This window comes from Oryzibacter oryziterrae, assembly GCF_021864535.1.
GTDB lineage: Bacteria > Pseudomonadota > Alphaproteobacteria > Rhizobiales > Pleomorphomonadaceae > Pleomorphomonas > Pleomorphomonas oryziterrae.
In genome coordinates this window covers 206035-231603 of record NZ_JAKJIC010000001.1, presented here as the reverse complement: position 1 = coordinate 231603, position 25569 = coordinate 206035, and the positions used below count along the sequence as shown (strand labels likewise).

General features: G+C 63.5%; 22 protein-coding genes. 11 read left to right on the top strand and 11 right to left on the bottom strand.

Translation table 11 applies throughout. The features are described 5' to 3' along the window. Positions 1–219 precede the first annotated feature (219 nt). From hyfB to L2I41_RS01030, 6 genes are all read left to right on the top strand, one after another. Positions 220–2238: a hydrogenase 4 subunit B gene (gene hyfB / locus L2I41_RS01055; protein ID WP_237151644.1), complete on the top strand. Its 2019-nt coding sequence runs from the start codon at positions 220–222 to the stop codon at positions 2236–2238. Beyond that, on the top strand, positions 2229–3182 hold the full coding sequence (locus L2I41_RS01050) for a respiratory chain complex I subunit 1 family protein (RefSeq protein ID WP_237151643.1): 954 nt from the start codon (positions 2229–2231) through the stop codon (positions 3180–3182). The genes hyfB and L2I41_RS01050 overlap by 10 nt, the downstream gene beginning before the upstream one ends. Beyond that, positions 3182–3844: a hydrogenase-4 component E gene (locus L2I41_RS01045; protein WP_237151642.1), complete on the top strand. Its 663-nt coding sequence runs from the start codon at positions 3182–3184 to the stop codon at positions 3842–3844. Before L2I41_RS01050 ends, L2I41_RS01045 begins: the two co-directional genes overlap by 1 nt. Then, the gene (locus tag L2I41_RS01040) at positions 3841–5310 is read left to right on the top strand and encodes a hydrogenase 4 subunit F (protein WP_237151641.1); all 1470 of its coding nucleotides are present in this window, start codon (positions 3841–3843) and stop codon (positions 5308–5310) included. Before L2I41_RS01045 ends, L2I41_RS01040 begins: the two co-directional genes overlap by 4 nt. A 6-nt stretch (positions 5311–5316) precedes the next feature. Next, entirely contained in the window at positions 5317–6828 is a 1512-nt protein-coding gene (locus L2I41_RS01035) for a hydrogenase large subunit (RefSeq protein WP_237151640.1), read from the top strand. A gap of 135 nt (positions 6829–6963) precedes the next feature. Continuing rightward, positions 6964–7482, top strand: a complete 519-nt coding sequence (locus L2I41_RS01030; protein WP_237151639.1) for an NADH-quinone oxidoreductase subunit B family protein — start codon at positions 6964–6966, stop codon at positions 7480–7482. On the opposite strand, the gene tsaA is transcribed toward L2I41_RS01030, so the two are convergent. Further along, positions 7483–7980 (bottom strand): tRNA (N6-threonylcarbamoyladenosine(37)-N6)-methyltransferase TrmO, encoded by a 498-nt coding sequence (gene tsaA / locus L2I41_RS01025; protein WP_390633648.1) that lies wholly within the window; start codon positions 7978–7980, stop codon positions 7483–7485. A 151-nt stretch (positions 7981–8131) separates the two neighbouring features. Between tsaA and L2I41_RS01020 the strand changes: the two genes are divergently transcribed. The 3 genes from L2I41_RS01020 to L2I41_RS01010 all read left to right on the top strand — a co-directional run bounded on the left by L2I41_RS01020 (position 8132) and on the right by L2I41_RS01010 (position 12600). Further along, positions 8132–8923, top strand: a complete 792-nt coding sequence (locus L2I41_RS01020; protein ID WP_237151638.1) for a TOBE domain-containing protein — start codon at positions 8132–8134, stop codon at positions 8921–8923. Between the two features lie 308 nt (positions 8924–9231). After that, on the top strand, positions 9232–10125 hold the full coding sequence (locus tag L2I41_RS01015; protein ID WP_237151637.1) for an FAD:protein FMN transferase: 894 nt from the start codon (positions 9232–9234) through the stop codon (positions 10123–10125). A gap of 336 nt (positions 10126–10461) precedes the next feature. Beyond that, positions 10462–12600: a M10 family metallopeptidase C-terminal domain-containing protein gene (locus L2I41_RS01010; protein ID WP_237151636.1), complete on the top strand. Its 2139-nt coding sequence runs from the start codon at positions 10462–10464 to the stop codon at positions 12598–12600. A gap of 72 nt (positions 12601–12672) precedes the next feature. Here L2I41_RS01010 and L2I41_RS01005 read toward each other — a convergent pair whose 3' ends face one another. Continuing rightward, positions 12673–13122: an EF-hand domain-containing protein gene (locus L2I41_RS01005; protein ID WP_237151635.1), complete on the bottom strand. Its 450-nt coding sequence runs from the start codon at positions 13120–13122 to the stop codon at positions 12673–12675. Between the two features lie 163 nt (positions 13123–13285). After that, positions 13286–13645 carry a DUF423 domain-containing protein gene (locus tag L2I41_RS01000; RefSeq protein ID WP_237151634.1) on the bottom strand — a complete coding sequence of 120 codons (360 nt, stop codon included), beginning with the start codon at positions 13643–13645 and terminating at the stop codon, positions 13286–13288. Between the two features lie 77 nt (positions 13646–13722). Here L2I41_RS01000 and L2I41_RS00995 point away from each other — a divergent pair, with 77 nt between their 5' ends. Further along, positions 13723–14514, top strand: coding sequence for a TrmH family RNA methyltransferase (locus L2I41_RS00995; protein ID WP_237151633.1), 792 nt, complete (start codon positions 13723–13725; stop codon positions 14512–14514). A 112-nt stretch (positions 14515–14626) separates the two neighbouring features. Here L2I41_RS00995 and pncB read toward each other — a convergent pair whose 3' ends face one another. The 7 genes from pncB to L2I41_RS00960 form a co-directional block, all read right to left on the bottom strand. After that, the gene (gene pncB, locus L2I41_RS00990) at positions 14627–15931 is read right to left on the bottom strand and encodes a nicotinate phosphoribosyltransferase (protein WP_237151632.1); all 1305 of its coding nucleotides are present in this window, start codon (positions 15929–15931) and stop codon (positions 14627–14629) included. Between the two features lie 155 nt (positions 15932–16086). After that, on the bottom strand, positions 16087–16812 hold the full coding sequence (locus L2I41_RS00985; RefSeq protein WP_237151631.1) for a TerC family protein: 726 nt from the start codon (positions 16810–16812) through the stop codon (positions 16087–16089). Between the two features lie 77 nt (positions 16813–16889). Then, the gene (locus tag L2I41_RS00980; protein ID WP_237151630.1) at positions 16890–17618 is read right to left on the bottom strand and encodes a CDP-alcohol phosphatidyltransferase family protein; all 729 of its coding nucleotides are present in this window, start codon (positions 17616–17618) and stop codon (positions 16890–16892) included. A gap of 140 nt (positions 17619–17758) precedes the next feature. Continuing rightward, positions 17759–18592, bottom strand: a complete 834-nt coding sequence (locus L2I41_RS00975) for a DUF2182 domain-containing protein (protein WP_237151629.1) — start codon at positions 18590–18592, stop codon at positions 17759–17761. 155 nt (positions 18593–18747) lie between these two features. Continuing rightward, positions 18748–20655, bottom strand: a complete 1908-nt coding sequence (locus tag L2I41_RS00970) for an OmpA family protein (protein WP_237151628.1) — start codon at positions 20653–20655, stop codon at positions 18748–18750. Positions 20656–20885: 230 nt separating this feature from the next. Then, the gene (locus tag L2I41_RS00965; protein WP_237151627.1) at positions 20886–21935 is read right to left on the bottom strand and encodes an HpcH/HpaI aldolase/citrate lyase family protein; all 1050 of its coding nucleotides are present in this window, start codon (positions 21933–21935) and stop codon (positions 20886–20888) included. 111 nt (positions 21936–22046) lie between these two features. Then, positions 22047–22979, bottom strand: a complete 933-nt coding sequence (locus L2I41_RS00960) for a lysophospholipid acyltransferase family protein (RefSeq protein ID WP_237151626.1) — start codon at positions 22977–22979, stop codon at positions 22047–22049. A gap of 135 nt (positions 22980–23114) precedes the next feature. Here L2I41_RS00960 and L2I41_RS00955 point away from each other — a divergent pair, with 135 nt between their 5' ends. Further along, on the top strand, positions 23115–24071 hold the full coding sequence (locus tag L2I41_RS00955; protein WP_237151625.1) for an AEC family transporter: 957 nt from the start codon (positions 23115–23117) through the stop codon (positions 24069–24071). A 5-nt stretch (positions 24072–24076) separates the two neighbouring features. Here L2I41_RS00955 and L2I41_RS00950 read toward each other — a convergent pair whose 3' ends face one another. Then, positions 24077–25345: a pilus assembly protein gene (locus L2I41_RS00950; RefSeq protein WP_237151624.1), complete on the bottom strand. Its 1269-nt coding sequence runs from the start codon at positions 25343–25345 to the stop codon at positions 24077–24079. Positions 25346–25569 lie beyond the last annotated feature (224 nt).

Genomic DNA, 25569 nt, shown 5'->3' with positions numbered 1-25569 from the left:
GTCCTCCGGCGCAGCTGGCTCATGCGGTCAAACCGTGCCCACAGGCACGCTGCTGATCGCGAACCGTCGGCCTGCACATTTGCCCGTTGGCCCTTGAATGACCGACGGCTTCATTCCAACAGGCTCGATCCAACGAGCCGAAAATCGATGGCAGAGCAACAACTTGTCAGAGCTTTTTGACAATGTGGTTCAGATAGGCCATCCAGACGCGAGGACAAGATGGCGATTGCCGTGGCGCTCTGGTGCGTGATCGGCTTGATTGCGGTTTCCGCTGCTGCGCCCGCCTTGGCGGCGCGCCCGCAGCCGCTCGGAACGCGATTGGTCTACGGAGCTAGCCTGATCCTGACAGGCCTGCTGCTGCTCATCGGCATCGCTGCCCTTCTGGGTGGTGCCGATTTTCAGGGCCAGAAGGTCCTGCCCATCGGCTTGCCGTGGATCGGCGCGCATTTCTCGCTGGATTCGCTGTCGGCGGTCTTCCTGATCATCGTCAATCTGGGCGGCGTCGCCGCCAGCCTCTATGCCCTAGGCTACGGCTTGCATGAAGAGGCGCCAGGCCGCGTCCTGCCCTTCTATCCGGCCTTTCTCGCCGGCATGAACCTTGTCCTGCTCTCCGCCGATGCCTTCAGTTTCCTGGTGTCCTGGGAGTTCATGTCGCTGTCTTCCTGGGCGCTGGTGATGAGCCATCACCACGAGGGCGAGAACCGCAAGGCCGGCTATGTCTATCTGTTGATGGCCAGTTTCGGCACGCTGATGTTGATGCTGGCCTTTGGCCTGCTCGCCGGCACCAGCGGCGATGCCACCTTCGCCGCCATCATGACCGCCGCCCATCCCGACTGGATTTCCGGCGCCGTGCTGGTGCTGATGCTGCTGGGTGCCGGCTCGAAGGCCGGTCTCGTGCCGCTGCACGTCTGGCTTCCGCTCGCCCATCCGGCGGCGCCAAGCCATGTCTCCGGCCTGATGAGCGGCGTGATGACAAAGGTCGCCGTCTACGGCTTCATCCGTGTGGTCTTCGTGCTGCTCGGCCAGCCGCAATGGTGGTGGGCCGTGCTGCTGCTGGTGCTCGGCTCGCTCACTGCCGTGCTCGGCGTTCTGCAGGCCGTCATGCAGCGCGACCTCAAGCGCCTGCTTGCCTATTCCACGGTCGAGAACATCGGCATCATCTTCATCGGCATCGGTCTGGCGCTTGCCTTCAAGACCAATGGCATGGGCGCGGCCGCCTCGCTCGCCATCGTCTCGGCGCTGCTGCACTGCTTCAATCACTCGCTGTTCAAGAACCTTCTTTTCCTTGGCGCGGGCAACGTGCTGGTCGGCACCGGCGAGCGCGACATCGAAAAGCTCGGTGGGCTCATCCACCGCATGCCCCGGACCGCCTATCTGTTCCTGGGCGGCTGCGTTGCCATCTCCGCCCTGCCGCCGCTCAACGGTTTCGTCTCCGAATGGCTGCTGCTGCAGGCGATCCTGCTCAGCCCGGACCTGCCGCAATGGGCGCTGCGCTTCCTGGTGCCCGCGGCCGGCGCCATGCTGGCACTCGCCGCCGCGCTGGCCGGCAGCTGCTTTGTCCGCGCCTTCGGCGTCACCTTCCTCGGCCGCGCCCGCAGCACCGCCGCCAGCGAAGCGCACGAGGCCGAGCCGGTCTCGCTCAAGGCCATGTCGCTGCTGATCGGCCTCTGCCTCCTCGCCGGCACCCTGCCCGGCCCGCTGATCGACAGCCTGTCACCGGTCACCTCCTTCCTGGTGGCCGGCCACATGCCGACGCAGCCGCTGATGCCGCTCCTCTCGATCATCCCCATCAACGAGAGCCGCAGCTCCTATAGCGGCATCCTCGTCTTCGGCTTCATCATGGCATCCAGCTGGATCGCCATCCGCGTGATCCACAATTTCGCCTCGCGCGCCGTCCGCCGGGCGCCGCCTTGGGATTGCGGCTTCCCCAATGCCGATCCCGCCACCCAGTATACCGCCGACAGCTTCGCCCAGCCGATCCGCCGCGTCTTCGGGCCGATGTTCTTCCGCCTGAAGGTGGATGCGCACATGCCGCGCCCGGGCGATCCGAAGCCGGCAACGCTCGCCGTCACCCTGCGCGATCTCGTCTGGGACTTCCTCTACGCCCCCATTTCCGGTTGGGTGATGTTCGCCGCCGAAAGGCTCAACGTCCTGCAATTCCTGACGATCCGCAGCTATCTCAGCCTGGTCTTCGCCGCGCTCGTCGCCCTGCTTTTCCTGGTGGCAACATGGGCCTGATCCTCGATCTCCTCGTGCAGGGCACGCAGATGGTCCTCGTCCTGGTGCTGGCGCCGGGCCTGATCGGTTTCACCCGCAAGATCAAGGCGCATTTGCTGCGCCGCCAGGGGCCACCGGTGCTGCAGCCCTACTATGACCTGCTGCGCCTGGTCCGCAAGGAGGCGGTGCTGGCGCACAATGCCTCCTGGCTGTTCCGCAATGCGCCCTACATGATCTTTGCCACCACCTGGGTCGCAGCAGCCCTGGTGCCCACCTTTGCGGCCAATCTGCATTTCAGCTGGGCGGCCGATCTCATCGCCATCACCGCCCTGCTCGGCTCCTCGCGCTTCTTCCTCGCCCTCGTCGGCATGGACATCGGCACCAGCTTCGGCGGTATCGGGTCGAGCCGCGAGATGCTGTTCGCCACGCTGGCCGAACCGGCGATGATCATGATCATCTTCACCGTGGCGCTGGTGGCCGGCTCCACCCAGTTGTCCGAGGTCGCCACCTTCATGGTGACGCACACCTCGCTGCGCGTGTCGCTCGGTCTGGCGCTGATCGGCCTGATCATCGTGGCGCTGGCCGAAAATGCGCGCATCCCCGTCGACAACCCCGCCACGCACCTCGAACTCACCATGGTGCACGAGGCGATGATCCTCGAATACTCCGGCCGGCACCTGGCCGTCATCGAGCTGGCCGCCGCGCTGAAGCTGCTGCTGTACATCTCGATGATCGCCTGCATCTTCGTGCCCTGGGGCATCGCCCAGCCTGATGACGGCATCCTCTACCTGCTGCTCGGCGCCGTCACCTATCTCGCCAAGATCGCCATCGGGGGCTTCCTGATGGTGGTCTTCGAAACCTCCATCGCCAAGATGCGTGTCTTCCGCGCGCCGGAATTCCTCGGCGGCGCCTTGATGCTCGGCTTCCTCGGCACATTGCTGCTGTTCGTCTCGAGGAGCTTCTGATGCAGCATTTCTCCCTCGACGCGGCCCACATGTTCGCCGGCGGCATGGTGCTCGTCAGCTTCATGATGCTCTATCAGGACCGCATCCTCGGCCTGATCAACGTCTTCGCCGCCCACGCCGTCGTGCTCACGCTATCGGTCAGCTGGCAGGCCTATATCCAGGACGCGCCGCATCTCTACATCACCGCCGCCATCGCCTTCGGCCTCAAGGCCATCGGCATACCCTGGGCGCTGCATCGCATGGTGGTCCGCCTCGGCATTCACCGCGAGATCGAAACCGTCGGCGGCATCGGCCCCACCATGCTCATGGGCATCGTGCTGGTCGCCCTGTCCATGGTGGTGATGCTGCCCGCCGCCGCCGAGGCCGATCCGATCGCCCGCGAGGATCTGGCACTCGCCCTGTCGGTGATCCTGCTCGGCCTGCTGATGATGGTCACCCGCCAGAATGCCGTCAGCCAGATCATCGGCTTCATGAGCCTTGAAAACGGCCTGATCCTCGCCGCCACCGGCGCCAAGGGCATGCCGCTGGTGGTGGAGATCTCCGTCGCCTTCTCCGTGCTGGTCGCCTTCATCGTCATCGGCGTCTTCCTGTTCCGCATCCGCGAGCGCTTCGACACCGTCGACACCCAGGCTCTCGACGATTTCCGGGAGGGCCGGGAATGACCGCCTTTCTGCACATGCTGCCCTTTGCCCCCATCAACGCCCTCTTGGCGGTCCCCGCCACCGCCGCGCTGATCCTGCTCCTGGTGTCGAGCTACCGCCTCGGCGCCTGGATCAACATGCTGGCGTCGGGCACAACCTTCCTCTTCGCCCTGACGCTGTTGATCGAACGCCCGGCCCCCGGCGCCGGCTATCTCTTCGTCGACGATCTCAACATCGTCTTCGTCGTGCTCGGCACCTTCGTCGGCCTCACCACCTCGGTGTTCAGCGCCAGCTACATCGGGCACGAGCTGGAGATCGGCCGCCTGAAGCCGCATTACCTGCGCTTCTACCACGGCATGTACCAGATCCTCAGCCTCGCCATGAACCTCGGGCTGACCGCCAACAACATCGGCCTGATGTGGGTGGCGGTGGAGCTGGCAACACTCACCACCGTCATGATGGTCGGCCTCTACCGCACGCAGGCTGCCCTGGAAGCCGCCTGGAAATACTTCATCCTCGGTTCGGTCGGCATCGCGCTCGCCCTCTTCGGCACCATCCTCATCTACATGGCCGCCCGCCCGGTAATCGGCGAAGGCCATGACGCCATGGTGTGGACAGCGCTGGTCGCCAATGCCGACAAGTTCAGCCCCGAGCTGCTCAACGTCGCCTTCGTCTTCCTGATGCTCGGCTATGGCACCAAGGTCGGCCTTGCCCCCTTGCACGCCTGGCTGCCCGATGCCCACGCCGAAGGCCCCACGCCCATCTCCGCCGTGCTGTCGGGCCTGCTGCTCAACGTGGCTCTCTACGCGCTCCTGCGCTTCAAGATGCTTCTGGCTGCCAACCCGCTCGCCGTCGCGCCGGGACCTCTGATGGTGACGCTCGGCCTGGTGTCGCTGATCTTCGCCGGTTTCATGCTCTACCTGCGCCGCGACATCAAACGTCTGTTCGCCTATTCCTCCATCGAGCACATGGGCATCATCAGCTTCGCCTTCGGCATGGGCGGACCGCTCGCCAACTTCGCCGGCCTGTTGCACATGACCATGCACAGCCTCACCAAATCCGCGATCTTCTTCGCCGTCGGCCAGATCGCCCAGGTGAAGGGCACGCAGAAACTCTCCGACATCCGCGGCCTCACCGAGAGCCATCCCAGGCTCGGCTGGGGGCTGGTGATCGGCGTCGCCGCCATCGTCGGCCTGCCGCCCATGGGCGTGTTCATGAGCGAATACCTCATCGTCAGCTCCACCTTCGCCCGGGAGCCGCTGCTGGCCATCCCCCTGGTCTTCGGCCTTCTGATCGCCTTCGGCGCCCTGACCTGGCGGCTGATCGGCATTGCCTTCGGCCCGCCCAGCGCCTCTGTCGGCGACGCCGGCCGTCAGCCGTCCATGGTCCCCCTCTTCATCCACCTGCTTCTCGTCCTGACCGCCGGCATCTTCCTGCCAGCCCCGCTGGTCGCCTGGTTCGAGAACGTGGCCCGCATGCTGGGATAAGCCGCCATGTCCCTGGTCTCCTCCCTCATCGAACAGGCTATCCACCGCACGGCACTCCGCCCCTGGCCCGGCCTCGCGGTCGATGCCGATACCTGGCGCGCCGCCACGCTCGGCCTTGGCGCCGGCGAGGTGTCGCTCGTCGCCCTCTGGGCCGGCGACGCCGGCACCGTGCATATGGCGCTGCGCGATCCCGCCGACGGCCAGTCCGTCGTGCTATCGCTTGCAACGACCGACGGCACTTTTCCCTCGGTCGGCCTCACCCATCCGCCGGCCCTGCGCCCCGAACGCGTCATCCGCGAGCTCCACGGCCTCGTCCCTGAGGGGTGCCCCGACGATCGCGATTGGCTCGATCAGGGCCGCTGGGGTGTCCGCCATCCCTTGGGCGCCGCCACGGCCGTCGCCGCCGATGGGGACGCCTATGCCTTCCGCGCCGCCGAAGGCGTGCCCATGCACCAGATCGCCGTCGGCCCCGTGCACGCCGGCATCATCGAGCCCGGCCATTTCCGCTTCACTGCCAACGGCGAGCATGTCGTCCGCCTGGAAGAACGCCTCGGCTATGTCCACAAGGGCGTCGACTCCCTCCTGCGCGGCGCGTCCATTGTCGACGGTGCCCGCCTCGCGGCCCGCGTTTCCGGCGACAGCACCGTCGCCTATTCGATCGCCTACGCCCGCGCCGTTGAAGCGGCCCTCGGCCTCGCTATCCCCGAGCGCGCCGTCTGGCTGCGCGCCCTGATGGCCGAACTTGAGCGCATCGCCAATCACCTCGGGGACATCGGCGCCATCTGCAACGACGCGGCCTTTGCCATGATGCTCGCCCATTGCGGCGTGCTGCGCGAACAGGTCCTGCGCGCCGCCAAGGCAACCTTCGGCCACCGCCTGATGATGGATCGCGTCATCCCCGGCGGCGTCGCCGTCGATCTCACCGACGCAGCTCCGATCCGCAAGCTCGTCGCCGCCATCCGCAGCGCCTTCCCGGCACTGATCTCGCTTTACGACAACTCCGCCTCGCTGCAGAACCGCACCGTCAGCACCGGGACGCTCGACGCGGGCCTCGCCCGGCAATATGCCGTCGGCGGCCCGGTCGGCCGGGCGAGCGGCCTCACCTTCGACGCCCGCAAGGCGCCCGGATATGCGCCCTATCCGGACCTCGTCTTCAACATTCCTGTCCGGGAGAGCGGCGACGTGGACGGGCGCGTCTGGATCCGCATCGACGAGGTCAACGAGAGCCTTGGGCTCATCGATCAGATCCTGACGCGCCTTCCCTCCGGCCCGATAGCCGTCGCCCTGCCAACCGCGTCCGAACCCAGTGAAGGCGTCGCACTTGCCGAAGCCTTCCGCGGCGACGTGATGGCCTGGGTGAAGCTCGGGGCCGACGGTCGTCTCGCCGCCGCTCATCTGCGCGACGCCTCAGTGTTCCAGTGGCCGCTCCTTGAAGCAGTCATCGAGAACAACATCGTTGCCGACTTCCCGCTCTGCAACAAGTCGTTCAACTGCTCCTATTCAGGCCACGATCTCTGATGCCGAGTGTCAGTGAAAATGATACGCGGCATTCCGCTTTCGAGTTTCTCATACCTTTGATGCAGATGAGAAATTCGAGATCTTCTCAATGCGCCGATGCGTAAGCATCCCGGCGAGTTGGTATAAGGACGCGCCATGCGCACTTTCCTGCTCAAGGGCCTGTTCGGCCGTCCGCTCACTGAAGCCGCCCCCAAGGTCGATGCTTCCGAGCTTGAGGAGCTCGCCACGCTGCTGGGCGACACCGCCCGCCGCAAGCTCGGCCGCTCGCTGTCCATCCGCGAAGTAGACGCCGGTTCCTGCAACGGCTGCGAACTCGAGATCCACGCCCTCAACAACGCCTATTATGACCTGGAGCGCTTCGGGCTGCGCTTCGTCGCCTCGCCCCGCCATGCCGACGTGCTTCTCGTGACCGGCCCCGTCACCAGGAACATGAAGGAGGCGCTGGAGCGCACCTATGCCGCCACGCCCGCGCCCAAATGGGTGGTGGCGGTTGGCGATTGCGGCGTGAATTGCGGTGTGTTCAAGGGCAGTTACGCCGTCGCCGGCTCGGTGGCCGACGTCATTCCGGTGGACGTCAGCATCCCCGGCTGCCCGCCGGAACCGACCGCTCTGCTGAAGGGCCTCATCGCCCTCATCGACGCCAACGAGCGGTGATCACCCCACCTGCCGATCGCCGGGTTTCTCCTTGGCCAGCGGCACGAACTGCGCCAGATCCGGCTTCAGATCGATCAGCGGCGTGCCGTCGAGGCAGTCCATGCCGCGCACGGTCAGCACATTCCCCTCGATGCTCTCGACCTTGACGACGGTGGTGCCGATCGGATTGGGCCGGATCGGCGAACGGATGGAGAAGGTGCCGCGCGCGTTGCCGTCGTTGCGGGGGCATTGCTGCACCAGATCGCGCCGCGACAGATGCAGCCAGTACAGCACCTCGGCCTGCTGACCGACCGTGATGCCCGACAGCGCCAGCGTCCAGGGCTCGAACACCTCGATCCGGCAAAGCGGCCCGTCGAGCCGCCCCTGACGCGGACAATCCGACAGGTCCGTCCACGGCGTGTGGATACGGCCTATGTAGATGAGGCTCGCGTCCTGCCGCTCCACCCAGGGCACCAGCCGCTCGCCGTCGCGAACATTGTCCATCTCTACTGCCGTCATGGGTTTCCTCACACAGCCACAGAAGCCACAATCCCCCAATGATGCGTTTCCCGGCCCCAGCAAATTCGTTATAGATCGGGTGCAGTCGGTCGTGCCGCTGCGCCGTTGGTGATATAGAGCCAGACTACATAACGCCGGACAAGTAAGCACTATGACGATCGACGCGTCCGTGACCCTGCGCAGCGAAGCCGCCTCTCCGGTCGGCCGGGAACGCATCCGCCTCCTGGAAGCCGTGGCGCGCGAGGGTTCCATCAGCTCAGGCGCAAAAGCCGTCGGCATCACTTACAAGGCCGCCTGGGACGCCATCGATTCCATGAGCAACCTGTTCGGTCAGCCGCTTCTGGAAACCCGTACCGGCGGCAAGGCTGGTGGCGGCGCCCGGCTGACGCCCCAGGGCCTCAAGGTCATCGAAGCCTATGGGCGCATGGAAGCGGAAATGGCTCGCATCGTCCGCCTGCTGGAGCCCGATCTCGACGGCAGCGGCATCTCCCCCCTCAACCTCTTCTCCGGCTTCTTCATGCGCACCTCGGCCCGCAACGCCCTCCGCGGCACCATCGCCTCTATCAACACCGACCACCTGAGCGCCGACGTCGCCGTCACGGTCGCCGAGGGCTCCACCATCCACGCCCTGGTCACCGCCGAAAGCGCCCGCGATCTCGGCCTCTGCGTCGGCCGCGAGGCGATCGTGCTGATCAAGGCCCCCTTCGTGATGATCGCGCCCGGCCATGAGCGCCCCAAGGTGTCGGTCAGCAACTGCATCGCCGGCACCATTGCCCGCGTCGACTGCGGTGACGTCAACGCCGAGGTCGTCCTGGACATCGGCAGCGGCAAGTCGCTCGCCGCCTCGATCACCGCCCGCAGCGTCGCCTCGCTCGGTCTCGAAGTCGGCGCACCGGCCAGTGCCCTGTTCGAGGCCTCTCACGTGATCGTCGCCATCGACTGATTTTGTGTGAACGCTAAGGAATAAACCGCATCCACCGCCGTTTTTCCTAACGGCCTTCCGATGCCGTTCACCCTTTCTTTCCCTGCCCCTTGAAAGGATTGCCATCGGGAGGCCACCCCCTCTTTACATTGGGCTGCAACCCGCCGATCCTGCAGCGACGGACCGGTCGGTGCTGGCGCTCTGCCAGCGTCCTTGACCGGCCCTACCGGAGGCCGACATCGTCATCTGATCATCTCGACGGGCCTTGTGCAGGTCTGGCCAAGCCAACGGCCGGCTGCCGCTCTGCTGATGACGATGCGGAACTGCATATGGAAGAATTTGCCTTCGTTGCCATGGGCACGGAATGCTCGATCACTCTCGCGGACAGTGATCCGGGCATCGCCATCGAAGCGGCCGGCGCGGCCACCGCCGAAATCGAGCGCATCGAGGCCAAGTTCACCCGCTACGATCCGCGCAGCCTCATCTCCGAGATCAACAACGTAGCGGCAAAAGGCGGCGACATCGCCCTTGATCCCGAAACCACCTTCCTGCTCGATTTCGCCTTCATGGCTCACAGCGCCTCGGACGGTCTGTTCGACATCACATCGGGCGCACTCCGGCGCGCCTGGGGCCACATGGACCAAGGTCTCCCCCAACCCGAAGCGCTCGACGACATCATCCGGCTGATCGGCCTCAACAAGCTGAAATGGCGGCCGCCGGTACTGTCCTTTCCGATCGCAGGCATGGAGATCGACTTCGGCGGCCTCGCCAAGGAATATGCGGCGGATAGAGCGGCAAAGATCTGCAGGCAGGCCGGCGCACAAGCCGGTCTCGTGAACCTTGGTGGCGACATCGCCGTCTTCGGCAATCGGCATGACGAGATGCCCTGGCCCGTCGCCATCCGCAATCCTTTCGGTGGCGACGAACCGGCCGGCACCTTGGGCCTGCGCATCGGCGGCATCGCCACCAGCGGCGACACCGAACGCGCCCTCGTCGTCGACGGCAAACGCTACAGCCACATCTTCGATCCGCGCACCGGCTGGCCGGTCGAAGGCCTGCGCTCGGTCAGCGTCAGAACCGACTCCACCCTTCTCGCCGGCGCCCTCTCCACCATCGCCATGCTGAAGGGCCCTCAGGGCGTCGAATGGCTGCGCATGCGCAACTGCGAGTTCCTGGCCATAGACCACGACGGCAACAAATGGGGCAATCTGGCCGCCATTTGAGAAATTGATCTTACTTCCAGCCCTTAAGGTAGGTCAGACACGCTTGCAGCCAATTTCCTTCAACATGACCGTTGGATGCCTGCTCGTCCGATCCTGATTTTGGAACACACAAGCCCGTGAAATTGGCTCCACAAGGTCTTATAGCTTGTGGACGATGCTTTCGCAGCCGTGCCGAATACAGGGAGTTGCAGCGCACCCCTGTCCCTGGGCTGGCGCACATTCTTGCAACCTTTTCAGAATACGCTTTAATTCGTAGGCAATATGCGGTAATTTGTGGGAATATGCACCCATTGCAGAATTAAGCCGATATTATTCAACTCAAGATAGGTATTTCCAATGCCCATTTTCGATATGGCGTTGTCTCTGCTGGACACCTCTAAGATTGCCGCCCCTCTCGCACGCCCTGCCATAGTGGAACATGTGTCACTCAAACCGGCATCCATCAAGCTGCCGCTATTGCCAAAATCATCTAGTGATACCGTCACTCGCCGGGCCGACCGCGCCGCCATGGCCAAAGCCGGCACCCTTATCAAGGAGATCGATCTCGGCAGTTTGCCGGCAACCAACGGTATCGTTGCAGATTATACTGGCTCTGGCGCAACGCCTAAACTCGGAAGTTATGCCCGCAGTATCGGCGATGTCAATCACGATGGCATTGCTGACTTTGCCTATACCGCGTCATCCGCTACCGTCGGCGCAATGTCAAATGCCGGCAAGGTTTTCGTAGTATTCGGCAAGAAAACCGGCCTGCCGGCGCACATAACGTTGGACAGCCTCGATGGCACTACAGGCTTTGTCATCAACGGCTCGGCTGTCAACGAGAATGTGGGGGCATCTGTTGCCAGAGGCGGCGATTTCAACGGCGACGGCATAGACGACTTGGTCTTTGGCGCCGCCAACGGAAGTGGCGTCTCCTATGTGCTCTTCGGCAAATCGTCCGCATTCGTAGCCAGTTTGTCGACTTCGTCGATCAGCGGTAGCGTGGGGATAAAGATTACCGGCTCAGTAGCCGGCGACACTGCCAATCGGATCGCCGGACTGGGCGACGTGAACAGCGACGGTTTTGCCGACCTCGGTATAGGAGCGCAGGGCGCAGATCCAGGCGGCCATTCCAACGCCGGCTCTGCCTATGTCGTGTTCGGTTCGGCGTCGCCAACCGACCTTTCGCTTGCGAGCCTCGGATCGGCCGGAATTCAGATCAACGGCGCAATGGACGGAGCCGCCCTTGGGGGGATGATTGTACCGGCGGGCGACGTCAACGGCGACGGCGTCGCCGATTTTATCGTCAGTGCTGCTGGCGAAGGTTCGGCAACCAACGGCGCGGAATATCTTGTTCTCGGTTACAAGAACATGACATTGGTCAACCTGTCCTCACCCGATCCGGGATCGGTCATCAAATTCACGGGACAAGCCAACGACTTAGCCGGAGGAGGGTACGGCGATCTTGTGGGGGATCTGAATGGCGACGGTTTCGACGATATCGTTGTTCCAGCAAGTTATCATGCAGTCGGCGCAGCAACCAATGTCGGCGCCGCCTATGTCATCCTCGGCCGGAGGCACTTTCTGAAGGGTACTTATGATCTGTCCGTGGCGGACGATTCGCGTGGCTTCACCATCACGGGGGAAGCCGCAGGATCCTACGCAGGCCTCAGCTTCGCCGGCGGCGACTTCAACGGCGACGGCATTGGTGATCTCGTTGTCGGGTCTCCGCTTCTGACCATCAGCGGTGTCCCCGGGCGTGGCGGTGCTTATGTCATATTCGGCAAACGGGGACAGCAATCCGATCTGTCGCTTGCGGACCTCACCAGTGACAAAGGCATTTACATCAACGGTGGAACGAATGAACGATACACCGGCTATTCGGTATCGCTTGCAGGCGATGTCAACAAGGACGGCTTCAAGGATCTTGTCATCGGCGCTCCCCTCAGCTTGACAGGCGCAAATCAGAACGGTCGTGGATTTGCCGTCTACGGTCGCGCTTCCGGCCCGATCACGCGCGTCGGTACTTCAGCCGGCGATCTCCTGCCGGGCAGCGCCTTCGCCGACAGTCTGATCGGCGCCGGCGGCAAGGACACTATCAATTCCGGTTCCGGCGACGACACTCTGGAGGGCGACGGCAGCGCGGACACTCTCACAACTGGTTCGGGTGCCGACACCCTGATCTACAAGCTTGTATCCGACAGCACACCTGCGGCCTTTGACACCGTCACCGACTTCTCCGTCGCGGACGACATCTTCAACCTCTCCGCCATCGACGCCAACAGCAAGGTGCCCGGCAACCAGGCCTTCAGCTTCATCGGCACCAACGCCTTCACTCACGCTGCCGGCCAGTTGCGCTATGCCAAGACCGACGCCGCCGGAACCGCCAACGACAAGACCCTCGTCCAGGCCGACGTCAACGGTGACGGCACGGCCGATCTCCAGATCAAGCTCATTGGCCTCAAGACGCTGACGGTCGACAATTTTGTGAGATGAGTCGATACTCAGGAAGCAAGAGCGCGGCGTTGCCCAAGGCAGCGTCGCGCTTCTTCATTTCCGGAACAGACGTCACACCAGCATGTTCACCGCGCCGCCGATCGCGCCGATAGCACCAGTGCTGCGGGCGGGAGCCGGTGCCGGCGACAGGCCCTTTGCCGCTGCAGCGAGCGAGGCTCTGAAGTCGTCCTTGTCACCGTCGTTCTCAGTCTCCTTGCGCCCTTCCGACCGCATGGACTTCATCAGGCTCATCATGCCATCAACGAAGGCCTGCTTGCTCACCTGCCCGCTGTTGTTGGGATCGAGTTGGCTGAACACCGCATCGGCTCCTGCCTTGCGAAAGCTCGGCGGCATCTTCAGGGAGGAAAAGGCAGCGGTGAACTGATCCTTGGTCACAGTGCCGCTGTCTGTGGTGTCGAGCTTGTCGAACAAGCTTGCGAACTTGTCGGTCGGTGTCGCGCGCGCACTTGCGCCCGACCATGCTTCGGCGGACCGGGTCCCGCCTACGCCGGCTATGCTCATGATGAGCCTTTCCATATCTTCGCTGGTGAACGAGCCCATCGCGACGATCTTGCCGCCCCGGTCAAAGATCGCGATATCGCCCGCATACAGGTTGTAACCTGTCGTTATATGGTTAACGATTGGTTAGCACTGCATTCTGCACATCAGGAAACAGGGCAAGGCTTCAACGCCGGACTGCGAAGGCCAGCGAGACGATGAGCCAACTGGCGATCAGCAACAATCCGCCCGTCGGCGCGGCCATCGGAAACAGACGCGTGTCGGCAAAGGCACGCAGCGCCAGGTCGCCGGCAAACAGCGTCATGCCGAGCGCCATCACGCCGCCCCCCAGCAACCTCAGCCGTGCCGGGCCGAGGCTGCCATTGGTCAGCGCCAACAAGGCGGCAGCATGCAGCAGCAGGATCAATCCGGCCGTGTCGAGATGGCTGCCGGGGTAAGCGTGCGAGGCTGCCGCCAGCAGGGCCACGCCCAGCGCGCCGGCCAAACCCGCGATTACGCCGATCACCTTGTCGCCGTCAGATCCCATTTCCGCCTCCAAAAGAAACACATAGAGCTATAACGAACGACACAGCAGATTCGTCAAAATCAATTCGGTTGTTTTTCATGAACGTTTTCCTGATCGACGCGCCCGACGACCCGCGCATCGCGCCTTACATGAACATCCGCGACCGCGATCTCAACGACGCCCACGGTGGCGGCTTCATCGCCGAAGGGGAAAGCGTGCTCAACGTCTTCCTGCGCCAAGACCGGTTCGAGACCGTGTCGCTGCTGGTCGCCCAGTCGCGCCTCAAGACGGTTGAGGCCATGGTGGGCGACAATCCCCTGCCCGTCTATGCAGCGCCTCAGGCCGTGATGGACGCCATCGTCGGCTTCCCGATCCATCGCGGTCTGCTCGGCCTCGGGCGGCGCGGCACACCGCCGACATCGGCGGAACTCCTGAAGGGCCGCCCGCCCCTGGTCCTCGGCCTGGCCGGCATTGCCAACCACGACAACATGGGCGGGATCTTCCGCAATGCCGCGGCTTTCGGCGTCGGCGCCGTGCTGCTGGACGCAACCTGCTGCGATCCGCTCTATCGAAAGGCCCTGCGCGTATCGGTGGGCGGGTGCCTCGCCGTGCCCTATGCACGCGCCGCGGCCGACCAATCCCTGGTCACGCTGTTGTCCGACGCTGGATATGTGGTCTACGGCCTCTCCCCGCGCGGTTCCATCCGCCTCGACCAGATCGATCGCGACCGTCCCGCCGCCCTGTTGCTCGGCGCCGAGGGGCCCGGGCTCACGGATGCCGTCCTCGACGCCGTCACCTCGGTGCGCATCGACATGTCCGGCGGATTCGACAGCCTCAACGTCGCCACCACCTCGGGCATCGCGCTCTACGAGATGACGCGCCGCGCCTAGTGCTGCGCTTCATCTAATTTGGAGGCATTCAGGCCTCCAAATTAGATGAAAAAGGCGCCGCACCACAAAAAACGAGTGCCCTGCCGAACGTCAGTTTAGGTGAAGCAGGGCACTAGACGAGTACAGGCCGCTCCTCGCGTCCCATGTCGCCGAACACACGCAGATAGCGCTCGATTTCCTGCGGATCGCCGGTGGCCTTGGCCGGGTTGTCGGACAGCTTCACCGCCGGCCGGCCATTCACCTGCGTCACCTTGCAAACCAGTGAAATGGCGTCGAAATCCATGGTCGGCGACGGCGCGCAGTCGCGGAAGTCATTGGTCAGATTGGTGCCCCAGCCGAAGCTCATGTTCACCCGACCGTCGAAATGCTGGAACACCCGCTCGATTTCCTCGGCGTCGAGGCCGTCGGAGAAGACGATCAGCTTCTCGCGCGGATCCTGACCGTGTTCCTTCCACCAGGTGATGATCTCCTCGCCACCTTCGATCGGCGGCGCGCTGTCTGGGCGGAAGCCCTTCCAGTTCGCCACCCAGTCCGGCGCCGCCTTGAGGAAGGCACGCGTTCCGAAGGCGTCAGGCAGCACGACGCGCAGGTTGCCGTCATACATGTCGCGCCAGTCGCGCAGCACCTTGAACGGCGCTTCCCGAAGCTCCTCATCGGTATTGGCCAGTGCGGCCATGGCCATGGGCAGTTCGTGTGCGTTGGTGCCGATGGCGTCGAGATCGCTCTTCATGGCCAGGAGCACATTGGAGGTGCCGATGAAGGACGCCCCCAGCCCTTCCTTCAGTGCGTTGACGCACCAGTCCTGCCACAGATGCGAATGGCGCCGGCGCGTGCCGAAGTCGGCAATCCTGATATCGGGATAGCGGCGCAGATGCTCCACCTTGCTCCAGAGCTTGGCCTTGGCGCGTGCATAGAGCACGTCGAGCTCGAAGCGGCGCATGGTCTTCATCACAGCGCGGGAGCGCAACTCGTTGACGATGGCCAGCGCCGGGATCTCCCACATGGTCGTGTGGGTCCAGGGGCCGTGGAACTCCAGCTCATACTGGCCGTCCTTCTTGGACAGCTCGTATTCGGGCAGCCGGAAGTCCTTGAGCCAATCCAGAAAGGCCGGTTCGAAGATCTGGCGCACACCGTGGAAGGTGTTACCCGCCAGCCAGATCCACTCCTTCTTGTTGAGCTTCAGCGACCGGGCATAGTCGAGCTGCGCCCTGAGTTCCCCCTCGTCGATCTCCTCGGCAAGCAACACCTGCTTGTTGCGGTTGATCAGCGAGAAGGTCACCTGCACGTCGCGGTATCGTCGCCAGATCAGCTGCAACATCAGGAGCTTGTAGAAGTCCGTATCCAGAAGGCTGCGGATAATCGGGTCGAGCTTCCAGTTATGGTCGTGCACCCGCTTGGCGATATCCGTTGTGCTCATGGCTCTCCCAGCCCCATCCGCCAGACATCCCACGTCGCGGAAGAAGATAACCCGGTATCGCGAATTGACAAAAAACCCAAGCAAAAAAGCCGCCCGCCCCATGACGAGGCGAGCGGCCCTTGTCTTTCGGACACGCCGTCTGGCGCTCCAAACCGTCAGCTATGACCCGCCGGCTTGCTCTTCCGCTTGGCCAGCACGTTGATCACTTCCACGCCGCCCGAGAAGGCCATGGCGAAGTAGAGATAGCCGCGCGGCACGTGGAAACCGACGCCATCGGCGACCAGCGACGCGCCCACCAGCAGCAGGAAGGACAGCGCCAGCATCTTCGTCGTCGGGTGCTTGTTGATGAAGGCCGAGATCGGGCCGGACGCCACGAACATCACCATCATGGCCAGGATCACCGCACAGATCATCACGATCACCTCTTCAGCCATGCCGAGCGCGGTGATGATGCTGTCCACGGAGAACACGATGTCGATGACGATGATCTGCGCCACGATGGCGCTGAAGGCAGCCTTCACCGCGCCACCGCCGGCCTCGTCTTCGCCCTCGATGCCCTTGTGGATCTCGTGCGTCGCCTTGTAGAGCAGGAACAGACCGCCGGCGAGCAGGATCAGGTCGCGCCAGGAGAAGTCATGGCCGAAGGCCGAGAACACCGGCGCCGTCAAACCGATCAGCCAGGACAGCGTCAACAGCAGCACGATCCGGAAGCCCAGCGCCATGCTGAGGCCCAGCGCCCGCGCCCGCTTGGCATCGTTTGCCGCCAGGCGGCTGGTCAGCACGGAAATGAACACGAGATTGTCGATACCAAGGACAATCTCCATCACGGTCAGCGTCAGCAGGCTTGCCCACGCATTCGGATCGGACAACAGTTCGATCATCTGAATTTCCAATATTTGAAAGCCCCAAGGATACGCTCAATTGGGCGCCAAGGTCTCTTGCGTCAAGACGTCAGGGGTCAGTTCTCTTCGGAAAAGCGGGCCAGCACCTGCTGCACCAGCCCGACCAGCGACAGATAGGCGCTCGTCAGCCCGAGACCGATGAGCACGCCAAGCGGCGGCGACAGTTCGAAATAGAGGGCAGCACCGGCAAAGATGAACCAGGCCAGCGTGAAGGCCAGCGTCACCGGACGCCACTTCTCGACGCGGACCGGATGCACGAAGGCGATCGGCGCAAAGGTCAGGATCGACAGCGCAATGGTGGTGCCGATCACCACTTCCGCCGACGGGCGGAACACGAACAGAATGAACACCACGCCATTCCACACCACGGGGAAGCCGCGGAAGGCGTTGTTCTTCATCTTCATGCGGGTGTCGCCATAATACATGGCGCTGGTGAAGACGATGAGCCCGGCCAGGGCCAGGGCCACCGGCGTCGAGGTGAAGCCACCCGTGGCAACCGCGAAAGCCGGAAGGAACACATAGGTCACATAGTCGACCACGAAGTCGACGGACGCGCCGGAGAAGCTCGGCAGGCGGCGTTCGACGCCCACCTTGCGCGCGATTGGCCCGTCCACCCCATCCACGAACAGCGCCACACCCAGCCAGCCGAAGAACTGCGGCCAGTTCCAGCTATAGGCGGCATAGGCGGCCAGCATCGCCAGCACGATGCCGCTGGCGGTGAAAGCGTGCACGGCGAGTGCGATCAACGCATTCTGATGTCTGTGCACGAGGGTCAACTCCGTCATCGTACCGCGCTCCGGTTTCCAGAATGTGGTGCGAGCGGATCACGCAACCAAACAAAATCACTGCCAAGACGGACTTGTGCCCGAACCGGCCATCAACTCCCTCCCCGCTCCGCTGGCGGAGTACCTGCATGACAAAAACATTACCTTAGAAAAAGCCCGCTCGCCAAGAACATGCCGAGCACGATAAGGGTTCCTCCTAAGAAATATGTGAATTTCATACCAGTCACAAGTTTCTCGGCGCCCATTAGCGCACCGAGAAAGGCCATGGCAACAAGATTCATCATGCCCGCGGCAAACATTACGGCCATCATCGCCCAGCAACATCCTAGGCAGGCGATTCCTTCTTCGATGCCGATCTGCAACGCCATGCCCACCGAGATCTGGTCGAAGTCGGTCACATAGGGGTTCCGGCAACGAATGAGGCAGGAGAGCTTCAGCGGCGTGAACTGGTAGATTCCGGCCGCGATCAATATGCTCGCCGATAGCGCCGTCCCCGCCGGCGCCATGTGCGGCGTCAACACGCCGAGATAGGTCAGGCCGGTCTGCCCCAGCGTTCCGATCACCGCGATGCCAAGCCAAATGCTGGTGTAACCAGCCATCACCGCCGCCGCCACATGCGGCCCCTTCAGCGCATAGGCGCGGAAAGTCGGCGCCGCCGTCGGCAGCATCATGGCGAACACCATGGCGGCCCACATCGCCAGCACCAGCGCAATATCCCTGGCGCCCCACGGCTCCAGCGACGGCATGAACGCGCCATGTCCGCCACCGCCGCCAGGCATCAGACCGGCCAGTCTCTCGAACAACGGCGCCAGAGCCCCCATGCCGATGCCCATGCCGCCTGCCATCCGGCCGGATGCAACGGACAGCACCAGCCAGCCCCAGCCCACCAGCGCCAGCAGCGCCACGGCCATCACGGTCAGCTTGCGCGCATGGCGTCCCAGAAAATCGGCGAGGGAAGACGAGTTGGCAGCCATGGACCTTCGCTCTCAAACGACAAAAGCTCTCCCCGGCAGACCGGGAAGAGCCCTTGAGCTATAGCCGTTCATCCAGCCCGCGCCAACTGGCTAGGGCACCCGCCGATCATGTTGAAACATCATGATCGACAAGCGCTCCGGGGCGAAGGGTGACGTCAGTTGGCATCCTGCGTCGACAGCAGCGGTGTGATGCGCCGCACCGTCACGCGTCGGTTGGCGCGCTCCGGCCCGTCCGTCAACACCTTGAGCTGGCTTTCACCATAGCCCTGCGTCACCAGATTTTCCGGCGGAATGTTGAAATACTGGGTCAGCACCGAAGCCACCGACTCCGCGCGCCTGTCGGAGAGCGACAGATTGTCCACCACCGAACCGACGGCGTCCGTATAGCCTTCCACTAGGAACACCTCGTTGGCATTGCCTTCGAGCGCCTTGTGGATGCCATCCGCCACGACCTCCAGACTCTGCGCCTGCGACTGGTCGACCATCCACGACCCGCTGTCGAAGGTGATCGTATTGAGGTCAACCGAGCGCACGCGGGCACGCAGCTGCGGGCTGTAGATCACCTGGTTCAGCGAGTAGCGCTGCTCGATCGGCACCACTGGCGGCGCGGTCATCGCATCTTCCACATACTGCTGCGGCACCTGTCCCATTTCCACGCGGTACTGGTTCTGCGGAATGCCAACCATGGGCGGCGGCAGCAGCACCATCGGACCGTTGGCGCCGTTGTCGAAGCGGTTGCCATGGTTGTCCATGCGATTGTCGAACAGCACGAAGGTCTGGCCGCTGACATCCTCGCGAATACGCTGCAGCACCATGCCGTTTGGCGCGTAGAGCGTCCGGATACGGTCGCCATTCGGACGAACGATCACCACGAGGCGGTTACCATTATCGAGAATGGAGTCATTCACGGTGGCCGCGCCCTCATCAAGACGATTGGTATCGTCGTGACGAATGACCGCGTGGTCGCCGTCCTGCACGATCAGTCGGCCGCCCGGCTCCACGGTCACTTCCATGCCGTCGCTGTTGCGGAAAACCCTGCGGCCCCGCTTCACGTCTTCGATGGACTGAGCTCCCTGGTTGACGCTCTGCTCCAGGGCCGCACCTGCGTCGGCGCCGGTGTCACCCAGTCTCTCCGCCAGTCCGCTCTCCACCTGCGCATCCTCAGCCTGCTGCTCAGGCGTCGGCTTGCGCGGCTTGTCCGGCTTGGGCGTCTCAGGCGCTCCGCCATCGCTGCCGGCTGAAACGCCATTGTCCTCGACCTGCGACTGAGGCTTGGGCGGCTTGACCGGATTCGGCTGCTCGCCACCGGTGTCGCCACCGGACGAAACGCCATCCTCGACCTGAGGCTGGGGCTTAGGCTTCTGCGGCTTCACCGGCTTGGGCTGCTCGCCACCGGTGTCGCCACCCGACGAAACGCCATCCTCGACCTGAGGCTGGGGCTTCGGCTTCTGAGGCTTCACAGGCTTGGGCTGCTCGCCACCGGTGTCGCCACCGGACGAAACGCCATCCTCGACCTGAGGCTGAGGCTTAGGCTTCTGCGGCTTCACCGGCTTGGGCTGCTCGCCACCGGTGTCGCCACCTGACGAAACACCGTCCTCGGCCTGAGGCTGGGGCTTAGGCTTCTGCGGCTTCACGGGCTTGGGCTGCTCGCCACCGGTGTCGCCACCGGACGAAACGCCATCCTCGGCTTGCGGCTGAGGCTTCGGCTTCTGCGGCTTCACGGGTTTCGGCTGCTCGCCACCGGTGTCGCCACCCGACGAAACGCCGTCCTCGACCTGCGGCTGAGGCTTTGGCTTCTGCGGCTTCACGGGCTTGGGCTGCTCGCCACCGGTGTCACTACCGGCGGATACTCCGTCCTCGGCCTGCGGTTTTGGCTTGTTGGGTTTGCCACCCTTCGGCGGCTTGGCGCAGGCTGGGTCATCAGGCGACTCGCAAGGCGCAACAGCCTGGGCAAGCTGCATCAGTTCGCCCGCCTTCACGGAGGTCACGGGCAAGGTCAGCGGCGAAAGGCAGATTGCCGGCACCACGGCGCAGGCCATCAAGATGCGTTTCAAATGGCTCATGGCAACGATCCTCCTGAGATGAATTATCAATGTCCCTTTCGGGATGCTGTTCCCTGACAATCACCGGAAATTGCGGCCATTTCCCCTCGCCAATGCGGCACAAATGAGCCCATTCAAGGATTTGACCTGAATGGCACATGAACGGCGGCAGCCCCCATCGGCCAACAAAAAGACCGCCGCGGTCCCATGACTGCGACGGCCGATGAAATGCACACTGACAAGCCGGCGTCTCAGCCGATCCCGTATTCCGCCGCCTTGGACGGGTCGCGCTTGGCCACCTGGCAGGCCAGGTCCCAGATCACCTTGGCCTGTTTCCAGGTGGCGTCGTCCTGCATCTTGCCGTCGATCATCACCGCACCGGTGCCATCGGGCATGGCGTCGAGGATGCGCTTGGCGAAGGCCACCTCCCTGGCATCAGGCGAGAATACCCTCTTGGCAGTCTCCACCTGGCTCGGATGCAGCGACCAGGCGCCGACGCAGCCCATCAGGAAGGCGTTGCGGAACTGCGCCTCACAGGCCGCGCCATCGGAGAAATCGCCGAACGGCCCGTAGAACGGCTTGATGCCGGCCGCAAGGCAGGCGTCGACCATCTTGCCGACCGTGTAATGCCACAGATCCTGCTGATAGGCGGTGCGCGGCCCGCCCTCGCCGGCATCCGCCAGCACCGCATAGTCGGGATGGCCGCCACCGACGCGCGTCGTCTTCATGCCGCGCGACGCCGCCAGATCCGCCGGCCCGAGGCTCATGCCGTGCATGCGCGGGCTGGCGGTGGCGATCGCCTCCACATTCTTCACGCCCTCCGCCGTCTCCAGGATGGCGTGAATCATCACCGGCTTGGTGATGCCGTGCCGGGCCTCGAGCTGCGCCAAGAGCTGGTCGAGATAGTGGATGTCCCAGGGCCCTTCCACCTTGGGCAACATGATCACGTCGAGCTTGTGCCCCACCTTCTCCATGATGGTCATCACGTCGTCGAGCATCCACGGACTGTTCAGGCAGTTGATGCGGGTCCACACCCCGGTGTCGCCGAAGTCATTGGCCGCCACCATCTCGACGAAGCCCTCGCGGGCCGCCAGCTTGGCGTCGGCTGGAATGGCGTCTTCCAGATTGCCGAGGATCACGTCCACTTGGCGGATCAGCTCGGGCACCTTGGCCCGCACCTTCTCGTTATGCGGCGGTATGAAGTGGATCATGCGCTCCACTTTCACCGGCACCTCGCGCAAGGGTTCGGGAGCGCCGATGGCCAGAGGCTTCCAATAGGCGCGCGGTGTCTTGACGGTCATGGGTGATCCCTCCCCGGGGCATGCTGCATTGCACCACGGTTACCGGTCCGCGCCGGCCGCCTCAATTCGCCAAGGGTCGCAAACCGGCCTCAACACCATGGACAAAAAGTCTCAGTCGCTTTCGTCCGGCACCGGCACCGCACCGCCTCGCGGCCACTTCTTGATCGCCCACATCCATTGCGCAGGATCCTGCAGGATCCAGCGCTCAAACACGCCATGCAGCGCCGCGGTCCCTGCCTCGATGTCCTTGGCAGCGTCCGCCGTCTTGGGAATGTCGATCCGGCTCGCCTCGATCCGGTACCGCACACCCTTTGTCCGCACGGCGCGCGCGGCAATCACGGGCAGCCCCAACTTGCGGCCGAGAAACACCGGCAAAGGGGAAAGCCGCGCCGGTCGTCCCATGAACGGGAGGATCAGTCCGGTCCGGTCCGGCAGGTCGGAAATCATGGCGACACAGGCGCCTGCCTTGGCCATCGAACGCAACTTCAGCGGCGACACGCCGCCCGCCTCGATCAGCCCGCCGTCGTAAAGCGGCAGCCGCGTTTGCCGCACATAGGCATCCGATAGCGGATTTCTGAGCCGCCGATAGACAGCGGCCACCTTGCGGTCGAGGAGCCGCGCGCCCCAGGTCACCACTTCCCAGTTGCCCTGGTGCAGCGAGCACAGGATGGCCGATTGCTCGCCAAGCCCGCGCAGCAGCGCGGCCACATCGTCGCCGATCTCGAACCGGCTGCGGTCGGCAATGATCTCCTCGATCAGCAGCGCCTCGGCCGCCGTACGCCCGAGATTCTCCCACATGTCGCCCAGCAGCCGGCGCCGCGCTTTGGCGTCGAGCTCCGGCATGGCCAAGGCGAGATGGTTCTCGGCGCGCACATGTCGCGCGTTGAACGGCGCCAGATGCCGCCAGGCAAAGCCCATGAAGGCCGACGCCCGATCCGGCCCCATCAACCGCAACAGCCCAACCACGCTCCGCAGCACCGCATATTCGAGACGGTGCTTGAGACTGACGGGATGATCCTGCGGCTGGGTGGAGGAATGGGACAAAGGACGCCTTAATCGTTATATGCCGAACTCTGTAACGATTTGTCCGGCTCGTTTCACACTTGAGGGGTGCTATATCACCTTCGCTCCCGAAAGCTCCAGCCCGAGCCTTCGCCATTCCTACCGGTCAAAGGCACCATGCTTCACGTCCTGTCCCTCGCCGCGCCCTTCTTCGGGGTGATCCTGATCGGCTTTGCCTCGGGCAAAATCGCCCGTCTGCCGCAAGCCGGCCTCGCCTGGCTGGACTTCTTCCTTGTCTACGTCGCCTTGCCCGCCCTCTTCTTTGATCTGGTACACAAGACCCCCGTTCAGGAGTTGACGCGCGTCTCCTATGTCGCCGCAACCACCACGGCCACCTTCATCACCTTCGTCATCTCGTTGTTCGTCGGTCGTATGCTGAGCCGCGGCACCATGCGGGAAGCCACGATTCAGGGCGTCATCGGCTCCTATGCCAACGTTGGCTACATGGGGCCGGGCCTCACCCTCGGCACGCTCGGGGCGCAGGCTGCCGCCCCCACAGCCCTGATCTTCTGCTTCGACGTCACGCTGATCTTCACGCTGCTGCCGGTCATGATGGCCATCTTCGGCGAGGAGCGGCGCTCCTTTGGTGCGACGCTGCTCCTGGTGCTCCGCCGTGTCTTCCTGCACCCATTCATCTTCGCCACTCTGCTCGGCGGTGTCGCAGCCTTGCTGTCGCTCGACATCCCCACACCGATCCAGTCGACGCTGACCTTCCTGCGCGGCTCGGCAGCTCCCACGGCCCTCTTTGCCCTCGGCGTCACCGTTGCCTTGCAGCCGGCCGGTCACGGCGTGCGGGAAATGCCCGTCCTCATCTTCATCAAGCTGCTGGTGCACCCGCTGATCGCCTGGACCATGGTCACCCTGGTCGGCGGCTTCGAGCCGGTCTGGATCTACACCGCCGTTCTCATGGCGAGCCTGCCCACCGCCGCCACCACCTACGTGGCCGCCCTGCAATACGACACCTATGTTGCCCGCGCCGCCACGTCGATCCTGTTCGGCACCACCGCCTCAATGATCACCGTGACGGCCGCGATCTATCTGGTGACGCATCACCTGATACCCTTGGGCTTCTGACGTCCTCAGTGCGAGATCCGGAGCATCGACAGCTTCGTGCCGATCGCATCGAATGTCGTCACCAGCTGGTTGGGATCGGACAGGAAGAAGTAGTGGTCGTTGTCGGTGGCGCAGCCTTGCAGCAGGCTGGTGTTGCCGTCCATCACCAGCACCGTATAGATCTCGACCCTGGCTTCCTTGAGCGCCTGGCAGGCGAGCGCGGTGCGCGCGTCCACATTGGTGTCCTGGTAGGAGCCGTTGCCGTTCCAGCGGTTCTGCGTGTTGACGCCGTCCGTCATCAGGATCACCACATCCTTGTAGTCGTGATCGGCATCCTTGGGCGGCGTGTTCAGCGGATCGGCCTCGGTCAGTGACAGCCAGCCCCAGCTGAGCCCGATGGTCTGGTTGGTGCTGCCGGTCGGCGTCATGGCGTCCACTGCATTGTTCAGCGCCGTCCAGTCATAGGTCATCGGCGTGATCTTGGCCGGGCAGTTGCCATATTGCTCCGGATAGAAATACTTGGACGACGACGTCGGCGCCTCGTTGCCGACGTCATAACTCTGGTCGCGGTCCATAACGCAGCCGTTCCAGGTGGAATGGGCCGCCGGCACCCAGGTGCAGACCCAGCTGCCGTTCTTCCATTGGCAAGGCTTCGTACCGTTCTTGCTGTCCCACACCGACCAGTTCAACCAGCTTTCCTGATAATGCTCCGCTCCATAGTTCACGTCCTTGGCGAAGGGAATGATCGAGACATAGACATCGCCCGGATCGCTGACCGCCGCCTCGAGCGAGGCCAGGAGATTATGCGTCGCCGTCTTCAGCGCCGTCATCTTGCCATTGCTGCCCATCGATCCGGTATTGTCCAGCACCAGCGACACTCTCAGCCGCTGCGACGCCCAGGAGGTCTGCGACCGCACGGCCACCTCCCCGCTATCAACCCCCATGATGCCCATGACATTGAGGTGCACGGTGGCTCGCGCGGTCGCCGTGATCGTCGCGCCATGTGAAACCGCATAGCTTGCGGTAACAGCCAGATCGCTCACCGAACCGTCGGAAAAGTTGGCGGCAAACTTGGCCGCGGCGGCTGTCTGCAATTGGGCGCTTGTGAGCGTTGCCGCATCGTGGGACATGGAGAGTACGGTTGCATCCAGCGAGTTCTGCATCCGTTCCTTGACGTCCGCGAGATGCGAATAGTCGACAGCCGCCCCCACGCCGACAAAGATCGGCACCACCGAGAGAGAGAACATCATCGCGACATTGCCGCGCCGATCGCGCAGGAACGACATCATGGACATGGTAGCACCCCGAAATCGCAAGTCCGCCACCGGCCGGGCAAGACCTCCAATCAATTCAAAAATGCTATTCCTTGCGAATTAAACGCCGCTTACGGCAACTATTAGAGCTTTAAGTAAACGGACTTTCGCACAGATCCGTATTTCGACCGAGTTCATCAAAGTCCCGTAAAATAAAATCGCCGGGATTTTATTCAAATCCCGGCGAGTACATGCTGTCTATTCAG